Origin of the sequence: Moraxella catarrhalis (assembly GCF_001632285.1) — a bacterium.
GTDB classification, from domain to species: domain Bacteria; phylum Pseudomonadota; class Gammaproteobacteria; order Pseudomonadales; family Moraxellaceae; genus Moraxella; species Moraxella catarrhalis.
In genome coordinates this window covers 432,625-451,324 of the sequence record NZ_LWAH01000016.1, presented here as the reverse complement: position 1 = coordinate 451,324, position 18,700 = coordinate 432,625, and the positions used below count along the sequence as shown (strand labels likewise).

General features: G+C 37.6%; 22 protein-coding genes. 7 read left to right on the top strand and 15 right to left on the bottom strand.

The genetic code is table 11. The annotated features are described in order from the left end of the window. Window positions 1-163: 163 nt before the first annotated feature. Window positions 164-841 (bottom strand): type 1 glutamine amidotransferase domain-containing protein, encoded by a 678-nt coding sequence (locus tag A4U55_RS08420; RefSeq protein WP_063454245.1) that lies wholly within the window; start codon window positions 839-841, stop codon window positions 164-166. A 533-nt stretch (window positions 842-1,374) separates the two neighbouring features. On the opposite strand from A4U55_RS08420, the gene A4U55_RS09350 reads away from it, so the two are divergent. Next, on the top strand, window positions 1,375-2,019 hold the full coding sequence (locus tag A4U55_RS09350; RefSeq protein ID WP_063454244.1) for an ABC transporter permease: 645 nt from the start codon (window positions 1,375-1,377) through the stop codon (window positions 2,017-2,019). Continuing rightward, the gene (locus A4U55_RS09345) at window positions 2,012-2,893 is read left to right on the top strand and encodes a glycine betaine ABC transporter substrate-binding protein (protein WP_038519713.1); all 882 of its coding nucleotides are present in this window, start codon (window positions 2,012-2,014) and stop codon (window positions 2,891-2,893) included. The genes A4U55_RS09350 and A4U55_RS09345 overlap by 8 nt, the downstream gene beginning before the upstream one ends. 318 nt (window positions 2,894-3,211) lie before the next feature. Here the strand turns inward: A4U55_RS09345 and A4U55_RS08405 are convergent, their stop codons facing one another. Both A4U55_RS08405 and A4U55_RS08970 read right to left on the bottom strand, forming a co-directional pair. Continuing rightward, on the bottom strand, window positions 3,212-3,463 hold the full coding sequence (locus A4U55_RS08405; protein WP_063454259.1) for an IclR family transcriptional regulator: 252 nt from the start codon (window positions 3,461-3,463) through the stop codon (window positions 3,212-3,214). After that, window positions 3,456-3,623, bottom strand: a complete 168-nt coding sequence (locus A4U55_RS08970; protein WP_003656739.1) for a helix-turn-helix domain-containing protein — start codon at window positions 3,621-3,623, stop codon at window positions 3,456-3,458. Before A4U55_RS08970 ends, A4U55_RS08405 begins: the two co-directional genes overlap by 8 nt. A gap of 126 nt (window positions 3,624-3,749) precedes the next feature. Here A4U55_RS08970 and A4U55_RS08400 point away from each other — a divergent pair, with 126 nt between their 5' ends. Next, window positions 3,750-5,246: an NAD-dependent succinate-semialdehyde dehydrogenase gene (locus A4U55_RS08400; RefSeq protein ID WP_003673794.1), complete on the top strand. Its 1,497-nt coding sequence runs from the start codon at window positions 3,750-3,752 to the stop codon at window positions 5,244-5,246. A 141-nt stretch (window positions 5,247-5,387) separates the two neighbouring features. On the opposite strand, the gene A4U55_RS08395 is transcribed toward A4U55_RS08400, so the two are convergent. Then, window positions 5,388-6,638 (bottom strand): NRAMP family divalent metal transporter, encoded by a 1,251-nt coding sequence (locus A4U55_RS08395; RefSeq protein ID WP_063454243.1) that lies wholly within the window; start codon window positions 6,636-6,638, stop codon window positions 5,388-5,390. Window positions 6,639-6,893: 255 nt separating this feature from the next. Here A4U55_RS08395 and prfA point away from each other — a divergent pair, with 255 nt between their 5' ends. Both prfA and A4U55_RS08385 read left to right on the top strand, forming a co-directional pair. Further along, window positions 6,894-7,973: a peptide chain release factor 1 gene (gene prfA, locus A4U55_RS08390; protein ID WP_003656748.1), complete on the top strand. Its 1,080-nt coding sequence runs from the start codon at window positions 6,894-6,896 to the stop codon at window positions 7,971-7,973. A 45-nt stretch (window positions 7,974-8,018) separates the two neighbouring features. Then, a complete protein-coding gene (locus A4U55_RS08385) occupies window positions 8,019-9,017 on the top strand; it encodes a tyrosine-type recombinase/integrase (protein WP_003667798.1) in 999 nt (332 codons plus the stop codon). Window positions 9,018-9,046: 29 nt separating this feature from the next. Here the strand turns inward: A4U55_RS08385 and nrdB are convergent, their stop codons facing one another. The 11 genes from nrdB to A4U55_RS08330 form a co-directional block, all read right to left on the bottom strand. Then, window positions 9,047-10,132, bottom strand: coding sequence for a class Ia ribonucleoside-diphosphate reductase subunit beta (nrdB, locus tag A4U55_RS08380; RefSeq protein WP_003661585.1), 1,086 nt, complete (start codon window positions 10,130-10,132; stop codon window positions 9,047-9,049). A gap of 14 nt (window positions 10,133-10,146) precedes the next feature. Next, window positions 10,147-10,527: a hypothetical protein gene (locus A4U55_RS08375; protein WP_063454242.1), complete on the bottom strand. Its 381-nt coding sequence runs from the start codon at window positions 10,525-10,527 to the stop codon at window positions 10,147-10,149. After that, the gene (locus tag A4U55_RS08370; protein ID WP_063454241.1) at window positions 10,528-11,010 is read right to left on the bottom strand and encodes a hypothetical protein; all 483 of its coding nucleotides are present in this window, start codon (window positions 11,008-11,010) and stop codon (window positions 10,528-10,530) included. Between the two features lie 4 nt (window positions 11,011-11,014). Continuing rightward, window positions 11,015-11,272 carry a hypothetical protein gene (locus A4U55_RS08365; protein ID WP_003667805.1) on the bottom strand — a complete coding sequence of 86 codons (258 nt, stop codon included), beginning with the start codon at window positions 11,270-11,272 and terminating at the stop codon, window positions 11,015-11,017. A 287-nt stretch (window positions 11,273-11,559) separates the two neighbouring features. Further along, a complete protein-coding gene (locus A4U55_RS08360; protein ID WP_063454240.1) occupies window positions 11,560-11,913 on the bottom strand; it encodes a hypothetical protein in 354 nt (117 codons plus the stop codon). 11 nt (window positions 11,914-11,924) lie between these two features. After that, window positions 11,925-12,446, bottom strand: a complete 522-nt coding sequence (locus A4U55_RS08355) for a crossover junction endodeoxyribonuclease RuvC (protein WP_003667812.1) — start codon at window positions 12,444-12,446, stop codon at window positions 11,925-11,927. Next, window positions 12,443-12,643 carry a hypothetical protein gene (locus tag A4U55_RS08350; RefSeq protein ID WP_003667814.1) on the bottom strand — a complete coding sequence of 67 codons (201 nt, stop codon included), beginning with the start codon at window positions 12,641-12,643 and terminating at the stop codon, window positions 12,443-12,445. Before A4U55_RS08350 ends, A4U55_RS08355 begins: the two co-directional genes overlap by 4 nt. Window positions 12,644-12,652: 9 nt before the next feature. Beyond that, window positions 12,653-13,348 (bottom strand): hypothetical protein, encoded by a 696-nt coding sequence (locus A4U55_RS08345; protein ID WP_003671143.1) that lies wholly within the window; start codon window positions 13,346-13,348, stop codon window positions 12,653-12,655. A 32-nt stretch (window positions 13,349-13,380) separates the two neighbouring features. Further along, window positions 13,381-13,902 (bottom strand): HNH endonuclease signature motif containing protein, encoded by a 522-nt coding sequence (locus A4U55_RS08340; RefSeq protein WP_063454239.1) that lies wholly within the window; start codon window positions 13,900-13,902, stop codon window positions 13,381-13,383. Window positions 13,903-13,964: 62 nt separating this feature from the next. Then, on the bottom strand, window positions 13,965-14,696 hold the full coding sequence (locus A4U55_RS08335; protein ID WP_063454238.1) for an AAA family ATPase: 732 nt from the start codon (window positions 14,694-14,696) through the stop codon (window positions 13,965-13,967). A gap of 64 nt (window positions 14,697-14,760) precedes the next feature. Then, entirely contained in the window at window positions 14,761-15,402 is a 642-nt protein-coding gene (locus tag A4U55_RS08330) for a hypothetical protein (RefSeq protein WP_063454237.1), read from the bottom strand. A 56-nt stretch (window positions 15,403-15,458) separates the two neighbouring features. On the opposite strand from A4U55_RS08330, the gene A4U55_RS08325 reads away from it, so the two are divergent. Further along, the gene (locus tag A4U55_RS08325; protein WP_063454236.1) at window positions 15,459-15,935 is read left to right on the top strand and encodes a hypothetical protein; all 477 of its coding nucleotides are present in this window, start codon (window positions 15,459-15,461) and stop codon (window positions 15,933-15,935) included. A 79-nt stretch (window positions 15,936-16,014) separates the two neighbouring features. Beyond that, window positions 16,015-18,681: a hypothetical protein gene (locus A4U55_RS08320; RefSeq protein ID WP_063454235.1), complete on the top strand. Its 2,667-nt coding sequence runs from the start codon at window positions 16,015-16,017 to the stop codon at window positions 18,679-18,681. Window positions 18,682-18,700 lie beyond the last annotated feature (19 nt).

Here is an 18,700-nt window from a genome sequence, read left to right as displayed (position 1 = left end):
TAATTTAACAATGCCTAATAATTATTATAAATAAATATACCCTATAAATAATATACCCAATCTGATATGACTGAATATGCCAACGACATAGCCAAAGCAGTCAACTAACTGGGCTGACCATCCCATCAGAGCAATCATCGTGGACATGGTCAGCGGTGGTTGATTAAGCCTGTAGTTTTTGGATTAACCGCTTGGCAGTATCTTCAGATGAAGCAGGGTTTTGACCCGTGATTAACAGGCCATCTTCTCCCACATACGATTGCCAATCAGCAACTTTTTCATATTTGCCCCCATTTTCTTTTAGCACATCTTCTAACAAGAACGGAACGACATCTAACAGACCGACGGCTTGTTCTTCAGAATTGCTAAAGCCAGTCACTTTTTTATCTTTAACAAAATATTCGCCATCAATTTTCAAATTTTTGAGTGCGGCGGGTGCATGACAAACAAAAGCCACTGGCTTATCGGTCTTCACAAAATCTTGAATCAATGAGATGGATTGCTCATCAACTGCCAAATCCCACATTGGACCATGACCGCCTGGATAGAATACTGCGTCATAATCGGCAGCCTTAATATCAGCCAGTTTATGAGTGGTTGCCAACTGTTCTTTGGCGGCGGCATCTTGCTTAAATCGTTCAGTAAATTCGGTCTGAGCGTCTGGCTCATCACTTTTTGGGTCAAGCGGTGGTTGACCGCCAGCAGGGGACGCTAAGGTAATATCAGCACCAGCATCTTTAAACGCATAATATGGTGAAGCAAATTCCTCTAACCAAAAACCCGTTTTTTTACCAGTGTCTCCAAGATTTTCGTGTGAGGTTAATACCATTAAAATTTTCATCATTTACCCTTATTATCTATAAGATGTTGTCTATATGATTTATTGCAAATTGTGTGATGATTTGTGTTGTTTTAGGTTGTTAATTTTAATTACAGTAAACCTCCTTTTTACCTATTGACATTGATATTTTTATATAAATTTATTAATATATTATTATAAATAAAATTTAATAAATTAGTCATTCCGTGGTATCGGGTAAGAGCATCTCACCCATAAAATTATGATTATCATACCCCTTTACGAGGCAAGCGTCTAGTATCTTTACATAATTACTAACGACGGTTAGCATTTAAGATGGGCGGTCTAAATTAAAGATAATCATTGGTCGCAAATATCAAGATTTTATCCGATAACTGTGATCAATGGCAGGCATGTTAGTCGCTTATCGGCACTCACCTTGATAATCCGTTACCCACTTTTACAATATTTATAACGCTGAACATTGTAATATGTGTCTTGGTCGTATAAAATGACAGATTAATTATTTATACTCACTTAAATAAATTTATAAAAAAATCGAAGGATATGGCGTGATGATCATTCAAGAGATGCTGCAGCTGCTGACCACTCGCTCTGAGTTTTTCATGCGACTGTTTGTTGAGCATTTGATGATTTGCGGTATTGCGGCAAGCTGTGCGATCGTGATTGGTGTTGGGCTTGGTGTGCTAATCACCGAACATCAGAAGTTTGCACCGTTTGTCATTCAAGCAAGTAATATCATTTATACCATCCCAAGCATTTCTTTATTTGGCTTATTGATTTTGGTGAGTGGTATTGGTAATGCCTCAGCAATCATTGCACTGGTAATTTATGCACTGTTACCGATGATTAATGGCACACGCACAGGGTTTTTGCAGATTGATACGGGATTGATAGAAGCTGCCGAGTCCTTTGGCATGACACGCTGGCAGATTTTACGCCGCATTAAGCTGCCTTTGGCATTACCGATTATTTTATCAGCCATTCGTACGATGCTGGTGATGACCATTGCACTGGCGGGGGTTGCATCTTTTATTGGTGCAGGTGGGCTTGGTGTGGCGGTATATCGTGGTATCACCACCAATAGCACCGCCATGACCGCAGTCGGTAGTATTTTGATCATGCTTATTGCGTTTTTGGCTGACTTTGTTCTGGCGTATTTTGAAAAATCAATCAAATGGAGAAAATCTCATGCTTAAAAAATCTGTTCTGCTACTTATGAGCGTTCTATTGGTCGCCTGCCAAAGTCAAGATGATAAAATTCGCATTGCCACCAAGCCCATGACCGAACAATTCATCATCGCTGAAATGCTTGCCATACTCATCGAGCAAGAAACTGGCACAACCGTTGAAATTACTAAAGGTATCGGTGGGGGTACAGCAAATATCCATCCTGCCATGCTTAAAGGTGAGTTTGATTTGTATCCAGAATACACAGGTACGGCATGGCTGTATGTCCTAAAAAATGAGCCAATCTTCGATCAAGCCGTGCTTTTAGAAAATCTTAAAAAAAGCTATCAAGATCAATATAACTTTCGCTGGGTGGGTATGTATGGCTTTGATAATACCTTCGGCTTGGCGGTGCGTTCTGACTATGCCGATGCCAATCAAATTGCCACTTTTAGTCAGCTTGCACCCGTTAGCCCAAATCTTACTTTTGGTGCTGAGTATGATTTTTTTGAGCGTGATGATGGCTACCAAGCGTTAAGCGATACTTACGGTTATCATTTTAAGAATACCAAAGATTTAGATATCGGTCTAAAATACCAAGCACTTAATAACAGTCAAATTGATGTCGTCAGTATCTCAACCACCGATGGCGCTCTCGCCAACCCAAATCTGAAAGTGCTGACAGATGATAAGGCATTTTATACCCATTATCATGCAGGCACGGTCGTCAGACAAGAAGCACTACAAAAGTACCCAAAACTTGAGTCTGCACTCATGAAAATGGACGGGCTAATTTCAGAACAGGAGATGGCACAATTAAATGACTTGGTAGAAAATCAAGGTCACAATGAAAGAAAAGTGGCACAAGATTTTTTGCGTAAAAAATCCTTGTTGGCATCTTAAGCCATTTAAACAGTGATGGTTTGATATGTCATAATCTGATGAATGACCATCGCCTATTGGCTGGCGGGTTATTTTAAATTGTGTTTAAAAAATTATGTTAATCACTCAGTTGTGTTAATTGATGGCATGTATCATATTTGATTGAGATGTATATCAAATCATCAGCAGTTTTTGGTCAACAAAAGAAAAATAGGGCAGATGAGCCAAATATGGTGAATGGATAAACAACAAACAAATAAAGTCTGTTTTTGTTTTTACATTGTTTTGAAATACCTAGTGCTTGGGTTGTTTTGTGATGATCATCATCAGATGACCAGATTACATGCTACCAAACCCCATACGATTTTCGATGGCTTGGGCAAGTTTGACGAGTGCATCGCCAATTTGTACTTTTTTGTCATCATATTCACTATTAGATAGTGATACTGCGATGCCAAGCTTAACTTTATCTGGACTTTGAATGTAGGTACCAATACAGGTCATACCAAGTCGCAATTGCCCATCATCAAGCGATAGTCGTGTCTGCTTGATGTAAAGAAATTCATCTTTTAGCTGATTAAAATCAGTCACCCCACGCTCGGTCAATGGTAATGATTGGTACTTTGTGCAGTACGCCTTTTGCACTCAGTGCTTGTAGAATATTATAAGTTGTTGAGCGAGCCAGCTTAAGCTCTTTGGTGATGGTGGCAGCAGAGACAGGAGAAGCACTTTGGGTGATTTTGTATTCCAAAATATTTAGTGCTATATTGTATAATATCAAGAACTTATGTTCAATATATAGAATATAAATTTTAATATATCATATACAATTTTTTTAATAATTTTAAGTCATTTTTATCAGTAAAAAGGATACGCTATGAACCAACCTACAAATCAATCTACGACCCAACCCTCATCGATTCCGCTTAACTGCCCCAATCTGCTAAAGCAAGCCTGTTTGATTGATGGAGAGTGGGTTGGTGCTGATTCTGGTGAGGCCATCGCAGTTACCAATCCATTCACAGGCGATGTGCTTGGTACGATACCCAGCTTATCAAAACAAACCGTTCTAAACGCCGTTGAGTGTGCTGATGCTGCCCAAGAAAGCTGGGCAAATACCACCGCCAGTGAGCGTGCCAAACTTTTGCATGCTTGGGCGGATCTGATCGATACACACAAGGAAGATTTGGCACTGATCATGACCTATGAGCAAGGCAAGCCCATCACAGAATCACAAGGTGAGATTGATTATGCCAATAGCTTCATACGCTGGTTTGCAGATGAAGGCAAACGCATCTATGGCGATGTTATTCCAAGTACCAATCAGTCGCTACGCTATGTGGTACTCAAGCAGCCAGTCGGTGTGTGTGCTGCGATTACGCCTTGGAATTTCCCTTCGGCAATGATTGCTCGTAAAGCTGCACCTGCGTTAGCGGCTGGCTGTACCATGATCATCAAGCCAGCCACCGAGACGCCATTTTCGGCATTGGCACTGGGATATTTGGCAAAACAAGCAGGCATTCCTAAAGGTGTGTTACAAATTGTTACTGGTAAATCCTCTGTGGTCGGCGAGGTACTGACCAAAGATCCACGCATTCATAAGCTGTCATTCACAGGTTCTACCGAAGTGGGGCGAGTACTGATGGAGCAATGTGCAAGCACCATCAAAAAGCTGTCTATGGAGCTTGGCGGTAATGCACCTTTTATCGTCTTTGATGATGCCGATCTTGAAAAGGCGGCAGAAGGACTGATTGCTTCAAAATATCGAAACGCTGGGCAAACTTGTGTGTGTGCCAACCGTATCTATGTCCAAAGTTCAATTAAAGATGAGTTTTTAGCGAAATTTAAACAAAAAGTAGAAGTACTGAAAGTTGGCAATGGTGCTGATGAAGCAACCGATATCGGACCGCTTATCAATCAACAAGCACTCAAAAAAGTGCAGGCACTTTTGGATGATGCACTAAACAAAGGGGCAACGCTAATCACAGGTGGCGTGCCACATGACGCAAGTCAACTGTCATTTACCCCAACTGTCATCAGTGATATCACCGACGAGATGGATCTTGCCCATGAAGAGATATTTGGTCCGATTGCTCCGATCATGACTTTTGAAGATGAAAACGAGGTGATCCATCATGCCAATGATACCATTTATGGCTTGGCGGCGTATTTTTATACCCAAAACCATGCTCGTGCTTGGCGTGTTTCAGAGGCACTAGAGTATGGTATGGTTGGTCAAAATACAGGGCTTTTATCAACTGAAGTTGCACCATTTGGTGGTGTTAAGCAATCAGGTTTTGGGCGAGAGGGTTCAAAATACGGTATTGAAGAGTATATTACCACCAAATATTGGTGTATGGATATCAGCAAATAAACCTTAATCATAAAAAAGCAGTACAAAAGGTACTGCTTTTTTATGAGCTTTTGATGACTGATGATGGTTTTATTTGGCGAATAAAAATAACAATCGCCAAGCAAATTTAACTTGGCGATCGGTTGGATAAGATGGGTGATGTTAGCCAATCATACCAAAAAATTGTAATAAGAATAATACGGTAAAGCCTGTCAAAAATACAATGCCTGCCAGTGCATACCATTTCATGATGGTGCTTAGATGACCCTCTTTTTTGACCAAAGCGTAGTTTAAATAAGCAAAAATCGGTGCAGTCACAAATGCTGAGATCATCGCAAATTTGAGCAGTGCCGCCATTTGACCTAGAAAAAATGCGATTAAACCGTAGCCTGCCACAATCGTAAATACAGTCCACATAACAACATATTTTTCGGTTGCTTTTGTGCTGTTGGTCAAAATTAAGGATAGGCTTTCTGAATTGGTACGACCATAGCCATCAGCACAGGTGATGACTGTACCATACATGCACAAAAAAGCAATCGTGGCGACCAGCATTTTTGCCCAGTTGCCGATGGTTTCGGTATACATATTAATCAGCTGTGGCACATAAGCACCGCCTTGCATGGCGATTTCGGTGCCTGTGCCATATTGTACAAATACGCCAAGTGCCAAGAAAAATATTGCCAAAACCGCTGAAGTAAAATAACCAACATTAAAATCAACAAAACCTTGAAAGCGATTGGTGTAATCGGTACGAATTTTCTTAGCGGTCCACACTGAGGTCACGGCAGAAAATTCAAGTGGTGCTGGCATCCAGCCCATAAGTGCAACAATAAATCCAAGTGCTGCCAAATTCCAAGGTGAGGCAGGAATAAAGTCGGCTGATATGGCAGAGGGCTTACCTGCAGCGATAAATACAGCTGCAACCGTCGCTACTGTCAGCAGGGCGATAATCCACTTGGTTAAACCATCTAAAAGCCGATAATGACCTGCCACCAATAAAATGCCTGAGCTTACCATTACGATGCGTGAAAGCTCTAGAGTGCTGAGTTCCCAAGGCAAAATTTGCCCCAAAATGACCGCACATAGTAGTGCCACCGCACCTGTGCTAATAATACCTGAAATGATGCATAAGACAAAAAATGCCCAAAGATAGATACGGGAAATTTTAGCATAACCTGCCACTAAGCTGTTGCCTGTTGAGTAGGCATATTCTGTTCCAAAGCGATAAAAAGGGTATTTAAAAAAATTGGCAAGGATAATCATAATTGCCAATTGCCAGCCATACAGAGCACCAGCTTGTGTTGAGGCGACCAAATGTGAGCCGCCGATGGCAGCAGAAGCCATTAAAATACCAGGTCCAAATGAACGCCAAGTTAATTTCTGGCTTTGGTTTAAGGTGATATCGGTCATAATTCATACTCAAAAAAAATTTCAAACATCGCAGTGGCTGTATTTTATGAAGCCCTACCATATTGTATCAGTACTGTAAAGATTGCTTGATAAAAGATGATAATTTGTGACAGATTAGCATAATAAAGTATGATGAAACAACCAAATTTAAGGAATAAGCTTTATAACCATTCAACGATACTGATAAAACGGTGCAAAAACCCAAAAAGTATGGCAAAATAACTGATTTAACAAACAGTTAGTTGATTTAAATTTATGAAAGAATCCTTACGCCACCGTCTAGATCAAATGGTTGATCGTTTTGAAGAGGTTACCGCACTTTTGTCAGATCCTGATACCATCAGTGATAACAAAAAATTTCGTGAGTTATCCATGGAGCATAGCGACCTGTCTGAGATTACCACTACTTGGCAGGACTTTGTGCAAGCGGAAGCAGACTTACAAACTGCCAATGAGCTTTTGAGCGATCCTGAGATGAAAGAAATGGCACTTGATGAAATTGAGGTGGCGCGTGCAAACATTGAGACGCTCGAGGAGAGGCTTAATGTGATGATGCTGCCTAAAGATCCTAATGATAAAGCGACGGCATTTTTGGAGATTCGTGCAGGCACGGGCGGTGATGAAGCGGCAATTTTTTCGGGTGATTTGTTTCGTATGTATCAAAAATATACACAATCCCAAGGTTGGCAAGTAGAGGTATTGTCTGCCAATGAAGGAGAGCATGGCGGCTATAAAGAAATCATCGCGCGTGTATCTGGTATCGGTGTTTATGGCAGATTGAAATTTGAAAGTGGTGCTCATCGTGTCCAGCGAGTTCCAGCCACCGAATCTCAAGGGCGTGTACATACCTCAGCGTGTACAGTTGCGGTGATGCCAGAGGTTGAGATTGATGATACGGTTGAGATTAACCCAAGTGATTTGCGGATTGATACCTATCGCTCAAGTGGTGCAGGGGGGCAGCATGTCAATACAACTGACTCAGCAGTCCGCATCACACATATCCCAACAGGGGTGGTGGCTGAATGCCAACAAGAACGCTCTCAGCATGCCAATAAAGAAAAAGCGATGAAAATGCTGGTAGCTCGCATTCAACAAGCCAAAGTTCAAGCCCAAATTGATGCAACAAGCGATATGCGACGCAATTTGGTCGGTTCAGGCGATCGTTCAGAGAGAATTCGTACTTATAATTTCCCCCAAGGACGCATGACAGATCACCGCATTAACCTAACTTTATATAAGCTTGATGCCATCATGGAAGGGGATTTGACTGAGCTTTTAGACAGCTTATTGCGTGAACATCATGCTGATTTGATGGCAAGTGTGGGAGCAGAGTAATTTTAGGGTAATTATTTTATGTCAATTACCCTAGGATTACCCTAAATGGTACTTAAAAATATCCCTAAGATTAGTCAGGTGGGTTGTAGGTATCGTATCCAAACCATGATACATGGTAAAAGATACTCAGCAACGAAATCATCAGAACAAGAATGTATAGACTGGTTTAATACACTGTGCCAAGAACTGCTTTATTTTAATGAACAAAGTAACCTGAGTTTATTAGAAGTGATTGATATATACAGAAATAAAGTACTAAGCTTGCGTAAAAACGGTAAAAGAGCTGAGAGTATTATTAATATTATGGTGAAACAGCACCCTGATTTGGTTACAACTGCAATTACACAAATTACCCCCAAACAATTATCTGCATACAGGGACAGACGCTTATTACAGGTATCTCAAGGTTCTGTATTACTTGAATTATCTTTTTTAAATTGTGTATTTAATTATGCAATTAATGAGTTATATATTTTTGAAACCAATCCAATGAATAAAGTCAAACGACCCAGTAAACCAGCTTCTAGGGATAGAAGAATTACCCTTGAAGAAGAAGCCAAAATACTACAATGGACAGGTTATACTTTAGGAGATGTTCCTGATACTTGTAGAAAACAAGTGGGTTGGTGTTTCTTATTTGCCCTGCAAACAGCCATGCGTAGGGGAGAGATATTAGCACTTACTAAAGACCATATCCATGAAAACTATGTGCATATCAGTCATAGTAAAAATGGTATGGCTAGGAATGTGATCTTAAATACAACAGCAAGACAGATGCTAAAACAAGTTACCCCATTAACAGACAGGTTATTTTGTATTCGCTTAGATAATTTTAATTTGATATGGAGAAGAATGCGACAGCAATTATGGATTAAAGATTTACATTTTCATGATACAAGACATGAAGCCATATCAAGGATGGTTAGGGATTTAAATATCCCTGTAGAAAAGCTGGCTAAAATTACAGGACATAAGGATATTAAAACCTTAGTAAATGTTTACTATAACCCTACTGTTGATGAATTAGCCAGTTACTTTAATTAAAAGTTACCCCCTTATTAGGGGGTAACTTATTATAGCTGTACATCATTAAAATCTAAATCACTCAAATCAGAATCAATCTGACCTACAACATAAGATGTAATCTCTGTTTCTTGTGGGGCTACTTGGACATTATCAGAAGATAACCAATTATTAATCCAAGGGATTGGGTTTTTGGTATTAAAAACAGGCTCTAAGCCGATGGCACTCATACGAATATCGGTAATATACTGAAGATATTGAGTCAATATCTCTTTATTTAAACCAATCATAGAGCCGTCTTTAAATAAATAGTCAATCCAAGCTCGCTCTTGTTCATAAGCAGACTCAAATATATCGTAAATCTCATCTTTACATGTTTGAGTAATTGTCTGATAATCTTCATGTTCTTTTACCAATAAAGTTAGGATATGTTGTGTACCATTTAAATGTAATGCTTCATCTCTTGCAATTAATTTGATAATCTTAGCATTACCTTCCATCACTTTTCGTTCAGCAAAAGCAAATGAACAGGCAAATGATACATAAAAGCGGATAGCTTCAAGCACATTGACGCTCATAATGCACAGATATAAGCGTTTTCTTAGCTCATACATATCTACCTGCTTACCTTGCTGATACTCTAAAGATAAGCTATGTAGTTCATCATAGTATTTTGAGATGGATTCAGCTCTTTTGATAATCTCAGGGTTAATCACAATATCATCTAAAATCTCACTGGGATTATTAAAGATATTGCGGATAATGTGCGTATAACTACGAGCATGAATACTTTCAAAAAAAGCCCATGTTTCAATCCAAGTTTCAAGTTCAGGTACTGAAACCAAAGGTAATAATACAACATTAGGACTACGACCTTGTACACTATCTAGTAGTGTTTGGTATTTTAGATTAGATACAAAGATATGTTGTTCATGTTCAGGTAGCTCAATAAAGTCTCTACGGTCTTTAGATACATCAATCTCCTCAGGTCTCCAAAAGAAACTGATTTGTTTTTCTGTAAGCTGTTCAAAGATAGGGTATCGTTGTTTATCAAACCGTGATACATTCACTGATTCACCCAAGAACATTGGCTCTTGGGTAGCATCATTGGGGTTGGGATTAAATACAGAATACATTAATACTCCTTGGTTTAATGTTTAGGAAATTCAGGGATTGGAAGCCAATACTTAACATCATTAAATTCAGCAACAAAGCTATCACCTTCTGAATTTAACCATTCTAAGGTTTCAGTGAAATCAACATATTCATCAACGAAGTTTACATCATATTCAATTAACTGACCTACGGCTGGTACAAGCGAATCTTCACCAAGATCTACTGCCAGTAACACTGGTTTACCAGTAGGTGGTAACTCCTCCAAGGTATCTATCCATTCATTTTCTGTATGCTTTTTAATAATATCAATAGCAATAGCAATACCAGCAGCCACTGATTCACTTTTCTTAGTATCCAGGGCTGAAATATACATATGGTGGGTTTTGAGTTCACTAATAAGTTTTCGTATATTCATTTAATCACCTTCTAGTACTGGTTTACCATCTATATAATCTACAATGACTTTACCTGTATAAATATCTAAAGGTATTACCTGATCATAGTCGTAGTTACCGTACTCACCAAAGAGTAAATTGTCATCATAACCTCTGATAATATCTTTAACTACACCATTGGGCAGTACGATGTCACAGATAACATAAGCATAGCCATCATTAAGCATCTTTTTAATGATTGTAACAGATGTTGGTATTGGCTCTTCAAACTGTATGTGTGGATACAAATTCGTTAAAAGCTCATAGTTAAGCTGAGTTGCATGAAAGATACTTTGAACCAAATGATGTTTAAATTTTTTGCCATTTGACTTATAGACGGTATAATTACTTACACACAAATTTACACTAACAGTGTCTTCATCATCCTCTAGCAGTGTTAGAATTTTATTTGATATAAGGGGATAATAAACTTTATCACCAGCTTTAAATGTTTGTTTGTTCATAGTTTTAACTTCTTTGTTTAGTCAGGTAATTAAGCACTATATCATCTAACGCATCATAAGCTTTAGAAGTTTCTTGTAAACAGGTAATCAAGTTTTTGCTTAATGATGAGAGTGTTTTTTTAAATGCCTCATCTGTATAGTCACCAATCGTAGGTGATGGATCGTCCATATAATAGTTAAGCTCTTGCTTCGCTATATGGGTTTTATCATTACATTGATACCACACCATATATGCTTGACCTATCATTTCTAAATCTGTCATATTAAAATCCTCATTAAAAAGCTACCCAGCTAGGTAGCTTTTGGTTTAGTTATTTACTTAAGCTTTACTAGAGGGTTCGTAGTCTTCCACTGAAATAGTCAATGTAACTTTCTTTATACTCATGTTAAAGTTGTGCACAGATTTCTGCATTATTAGGGTTTACCCTGATACATTCTCTCACAGTGTCATACTTTATTAAAAAACCCATGAATACAAACAAAATTAACACTATTACACAAGCCGTAATAGCAAAGACTAGATTATCTTTATCCATAATCTAATTCACCTTATTGAAATAGCTTGCGTGTCTTTTCTACTTGCTGGTTTTCAGGAATCGTAGGCGTATCATCTTCTAAGATGTCATCTGTTGTGTCATCTGATGCGTTAAATAACACTTTAGCAGGCTTTTCTTGTTTAGCTGGTATATCACTACCTTTTGGTTTATTATTGGGTTTATTAGGCTTTACAGGCTCTTGTACACTGTCTTTAGCCTCTTGTCTATTTGGTTTATTCGTATCAATTTTTACACCTTCTGATGTAATTTCAATATGAACTTTATCAGTATTAAGAGTAAGTCCTTGATTGTTTAAGTATTCAATAACAGCTTGGTTTAGTTCTGTGTTGTCTAAAGTAATTTTCATTAAAGTTCTCCTTAGTAAACGGCAGTATGTGTCGCAACAATGGCATCACAGATATGTTCTTTTTTAGATTTAGGTAAGTTATCTAACCAGCCTTTGGTATCGGGATAATTTTCTGCTACCCACTGAATAACTTCATCTTTAGTCGCATTTTTTTTACCCACTGTTTTTTTCACTTCTTGTGGGGGAATATTAATGAATGGGCGGGTTTTAATACCATCGTTAAATGCTAATACACTACATAATGAAATACAAGTCGCATAAGACACCATTGCTCTTGATGATTGGCTTCCTACAGGTAATTCAGCAACGATATAGTCAGGTTTATGCGTAGTCATTAACTGCTTTAACTGGCTGTATAATTGAGTTGCTGAAAGTAAATCTTGTAGGTTTTGTTTTTGTTTTGTATTTGGTCTTGAGTGAATGACACCCCCTTGATGAAATGTTAATTTATTATCAGCATAGGTTGCAATACAATAACCCCAGTTGCGTAAACTGGGGTCAAAGCCAATGATAGTCACTGGTTGGTTACTCATTCATCCACCTTACTGATAAATAGAATCTCAAAAGGTAGTTCGCTATAAAGCTCTTTAATCGTTTGGAGCTCTTGAGCAACCTCAAAGTTCTCTGTATGAGCAATACGCTGGCTTAATAACCATTGATTATTTTTATGCCATTCAGTAACCAATTCAATAACATCTTGTGCAGTTTCTAAAATAGTGTGTGTAGTCATGCTAATTCCTTATGCAAATAGTGATGAAGTTTTCTTAGCAGGTGCAGAAGCAGTAGGTTTCTTGTTAGCAGTTTTATCTGATACTTGACCTTCCCACTTTTCAAGCCAATCGTTCATGAATTGAGCAGAATCAATTTCTGCACGGACTTCATTAACTGTACGGTTGTCTTTTGCTGAGAACACTTTATTGATACTGTTTTGTTCACGAGTCTCATCAGTGTCTACATAGTTACCTGAGTTATCTTTGATTTGTTTAAAGACTTTCTCTTTTAGGATACCTAGCTTAACTGTTTTACCAATCATTGCAGTTAGCATAGGTACTTCAGTAGGTACTTCTTTTTTAACATCAAAGTTATACAAGTTAATAACTTTGGTTTCTTCTTTTTGCTCAAACAAAGATTTACCGGTAGTAAATAAACTAATCGCATCAGCATTAATAAATGAAGGTAGATAGTTACGCTGACCGTTTCGTTCATAGTAATTTTTACCTTCACGGTTAGTTACATACATGGTTTCTTTAATGGTTTTACCATCCACATCAAATTCAAAGTTTACTGCACCTGCACCTGATTTTGCTTGCGATAGATAGGCATATTTGACAGTAGCATCATAAACACCTGATTCTAAGACTGTAAAGCTACCACCTAGTGTATCTTTGTCGTCATTGATGTTGTCTTGGTAGCTTAGGTTAGATAGAAAACTCATAATAGTTCCTTATTTTGGGTTGGTTGATTAAATTAATATTGAGCTTGGGTCTTACCATGATTCTCATGGAAGCCAAGCTCTAATGCTTTAGCTTTACGAGCACTGATGGCTTCATCAATGTCTGTAAAAGATTTTTGATAGACTTTCTTTCCATTAAGAGAGATTTCAGCGATATAACGCTTTCTGCGTCTGCACCACCAAATACCTATCTCATCTACACGACTATCTTTACGGGTTTTATTTCTTTGGTTTTCAGAACGTGTAACTTGTCTTAAATTATTAATTCTGTTGTCATCACGAATTTGATTAATATGGTCTATTTCATGTTTGGGCATTTCACCATGTACATAAAACCAAGCTAATCTGTGCTCAAGATAGCGTTTACCAAATAAAGAAATAACACGATAACCTGCAGAGTTTTTTGTACCTGCACGAGTATGTAGATGAATGTTTTTATTGGGTCTTTTAATCCAAGTAAATTCTCCTTTGGTTTCGTTGTACTTTAGGTAAGATGTTAGTAACTCATGAGTTAATGTACTTTCTATGATACTCATCTACGATTCCTTTAACCAAATTGTTTGTAAGGTCTCTAGCGTAAGGGGATAGTTTTATAGCGTCATCCATAGTATTCATCCAATCTATCAAGAACAATTTGAATATCACCATCAATGAATGTTTCTGATTCAGTCCACATATCTAATGGCTCTCTTAAACGCTCAGTTAAAGTATCTTTGGTAAGTCTCGTTTGGATACAATGTTTATATCCCAACTCACGCTCACGGTCTGTGATATTTAAAAAAGGGGTATTAATACCTTCTAAGTCATTAATTTTGATTTTCTTAACTGAGATAATAACATTAAAAAAGCTTTCTATACCTTGTGCTTTTAAAGCTCCCTTAACAGGCACAAAAGTCTCTTTAACCATTTCAGCCTCATTAATTTGATCCACTATATGGGCTGTAAAGATAATCTTTTTTGTGGATTTCGCTACATAATCTAACATTAAATCTGTGATATAGTTTTGAAATTTTCCCCAAGCTTGTTGAGGATTTTTGGCTGTATGGACAATTTGCTTTTCTGCCATAGTTAATAAGAAAGTGAGACTATCAATTACAATAGTATGAACATCAGATTGAGTTTCTGCATGAGTAAAAGCTTCATGCACTTGAAACGGGTCAGTGATGGTGTACATTTTAAACTTATTGGCTTCACGGTAGGGGGGACGCTTCCCATTTTCGCAGTTAAGGTACATAACACCTTCAGGATTTCTAAGGGTGCGTAAACAAGTCGTCTTACCCATTGTGGATTTACCACAGACTAAGACTAAATGGTCATTAATTTGAGTCATGATTGCTCCTAGGATTTAAAACAAAACCCACAATACGGTAACAAAGCCGTACTATGGGAAGATGTTATGCTATTGAAGTTAGCTTTGCAGCAACACTATGGAAGATGGTGTTATATAACTCAATCTCATCAAGTTTATCTGCCATCTTATTATTCAGTGAGATGACTTTATCCTTGATGTTATCAAAGCTAAATCCAGCATCTACCAATATCATTGCAAATCTCAATAGCATATTATTACGATTACCGTCACCAGTATTATTAATAACCCATCTTTCTAGGTTATCCATTTGGCTTTGATCTTGTAATAATTTTTCTCTTTCTTCATTCTTAGAGGTCTTAGGAATGAAGGGTAAAATATCAAATAATTCACCTTCAACAGTATGTACTTGTGCATTTGGATTTGTCAGCCATTTCTTAGCTCTTTGTCCACACTGAGCATCTACTTCAAATGGTAATGAATTAATGACATTGTTATACAGCTCTTTGTATTCTTTAGAGTCTAACTTAAGTGTGTAATTCAAAGGTAAAATAATACGATATCTGTCTTCACCATTTTCTTGATGGCGTTTGGTTGTATAATAAATTGCTGTATATTTTTTCAATAGCATCATAGCAGTTGTAAGCTTAGTACTACTATCTACATCTAAAACCAAGAGATTAAATCCTGCAATGGCATTTTCTTCTTTGCGGTAACCATGCTCCACATGAAGTCGCTAAGTCTGCATTAACCACAAAACAAACATCTGTACTAGATGCTCAAGTGGCTTTAAATCGTGCTCAAGTAGATCTACAACAAGCCCAAAAAGAACTGACACGCTATGAACTTCAAAATATCAAACCACAAGAACTGCAATTAGCCCAGCAAAAGGTCAATGTGGCTCGTGAAGAAGTGAAAGTAAAAGCCAAAGAAGTTGAGAGAATTCCTGCTGAGATTGCCCAAATCACCGCCCAAAAAGAGCTATATAGCCAAAAGGTCATTACAGAAAAAGCACAAACAGATGGTCAATACATCAAAGCAAACTCTGTTATGGATAAGAACAATAAAGTACTGACAGCACAGGCTAAGAGCTTTGATAATGACAGTAAGCTTAAGATGGCAAATATCATGGCTGATGTATGGAAAGTACACCATACCAATGCCGCTGACCAAGCCATACCTAATGATGTCAATAAACTCAATGCGTCTAATATTGGGCGTGTGATTGAAACAGCCATTACAGGGGTAACTTCAGCATAATCTGTAATTAACCAGTCCTTACAATAATAAGCTAAAGTAGCAATACTTTAGCTTTTTTATTGGTTTAAATAGGTAGGTTATGAGTTTATTTAAAAAGAAAAAGACATTTACAAATACGGACAGTGCTTCTTTGTATGCCCCCAGTCAAGTCAGTGATGCAAAACAGGTTAAGAAGCAAGCCATTAAACAATGGGTATTTGAAGGTTCACAAAGACCCTTACATGAGTATTTATTAGCTTCCAGTCAAAATGGCTTAAAAAGCAGATGGGATAAGTTATATGAGCTGGTACAAACCAAAAATATCTATAGTGAGTATCGTTGGGATTTTGGTGAGTTCAGTGCCATAGGCAAACCACTAAAACAATTAAATTGGAAAAAAGCAGCGGAAGAGTATCTTAAAGAAAAATTCCCAAACCAAATAGATAAATTTTTGCACATAGATCATGGAGACTTATGGGAATTGCCTAGTGTAGATGCTTGGGCAAGAAAGCGTTTTAGATTTAGACAAGTGAATAAAACTGACCATAATCATGAAGTACTCATACAAAGTAATCCAAGATATGTGGTGGTATTAGTAGGTAATGATTATAACCTACAATCGTGGTATCTTGGTTCTAGCAGTTATGTTAACAAACCTAATTATCACTATCTACACCCTAAGAATCGCTTAAGTCGTGCACACAATTATAGTAGGGCTTATAGAACAAAATTAGAAACAAATCCAAGGGAAATTAGAGAATTAGCCAGCTATCCTAGAGTAAAACCTTTATCTAGAGAGTCTTATACCTTTGTTAAATTTCTAAAAGAAGACTACGATAAAATCATGCGTGAAGAAGTAGCAGGTAAAGACACGATGCCTATCGCAGAGCTGATTGGGATAGATGCTAAATCACTACTGCCTAATATCTCTACAAACTATGTACCTACCCCTTATCCTGATGATGAACGAGATACAAAACCTTATGAATGGTTTGGTGCAGAATATATTGATAAACAAGGTAATGTACAAACCTACTATGAACATATCCCTGATTTAAGAAGCCATCGTATTGGGGCATTGGCTAGTAAACACACAACCACAATACCCATCAGTCAGTATCACCCAATACCAATACGAATCTCTGATTATGATATGGATAAAGATTCAGAACTGCTGACAGGAAATTCTTTATTGGGTAAATTGTTTTTAAATAGACAAAGACGCACAGAACAATTAAAACAAAGCCACGAGCGTATCGCCTATGACCGTGCTTATGCAGCAGAAGCATTAGCGGTACTTGGGTATGATATTAAAGAATTAATTTCTAGTTTTCGTGATAGTATGGGTGCTGATTGGGGTAAATTAGATGATGTATGGATACACTTGAGCGTACCGTTGCCTTATGATAAATCAGATTTTGATGTACCTGTACTACACAAATACTGGCATCTGTATAACTACATGATGTTTAAGTTTAGGATAGCAACTTACTTTAATCCTGATTATCAAGCATATTATCGTCAGTTTACTTATATGTATAGCCTACCTACAGAGTATGGTGGCATTGATGACACTGTGTTTTGGAGACAGCAGGGCAATCCGTTTACTTTTCAATCACACAGATTCAAGGTGATGACATACAACCGTGAACACATAGATGATTTTAGAAGTAATTTTATTAGGCATAACTCCCCAGTTAATGAATATGAACTAGAAAATAGTACTGAACGCATGGCTCAGAGAATAAATACCAGTAATGGCAGTACTTTTGATATTCCCAATGAACTGCTGGATATCAGAATAAACCATCAGACGAATGGCTCTTATACAAGACCTGATAACTATTGGTTTGTGCCCTATAACTTATACCCTTATAACAGAATACCTAAAACAACAAGAACACCCATAGGAAAAAATATCACCTTAATGGCTTCAACGCTATATGGCAGTAGGGTAGTGGGCTTTACTACATTAGCCTACCATAATTTACCTGTCATACCTTACTTACTAAAACAATTAACTCGTCATGAACAAGATGAACTTTTACAGTATGCAATGCAATTACATACCCGTACAGAAGAAACTGTCAAGGTATATCGTGATTGGGTTAAACCAGCTGTTAAGTTTGGTGCTGTGATTGTTGGTATTGCTGTTGCTATCATAACAGGGGGTGGTGATGGTGGCAGTACTTATGCAGCTTTAGTGGCTTTAGCAAAGTCATTGGCAGTAAGTCTTGCCATTAATTTTGTAGTAAAAATTGCTGTTAAGTTAGGACTGGTTTCACCCAAATTAGCTGGCTATTTACAACTGATTATTACAGTGGTTATGGCGGCTCATGGTGCAAGTTGGGACTTTAGTAAGCTTATAACCGCACCTAATATTATGACTGCAGTAAACCAGTCATTTAATGCTTATAACAAACAAAAAGCTTATGAGTTAGCTGAAGTATATAAACAAATCCAAGATGAAACTGTCAAGTATCAAACCAAAACAGAAGCACTCAAAACCAAACAAAAGATGCTGGATTTGGGCGTAGCTAAAGATGCTAAGCTGTATCTTAACATGCCAAGCTATGCACCTAAAGTAAACTTATTTGAGACACCTCAAATGATGTATGCTAGGCATAGTAACATCAATGTCGTCAATTTGTCTTTAGGTACAGTAAGTAATTTAGCTGATGGTTTACTAAGTAAACAACAAACCCCTAATCTAACAACTGTGGCAGACATACAACAACAAGTTGAAGATGTTCTTTTAATCACTTAACTTTAAACCAAAGGAGAAA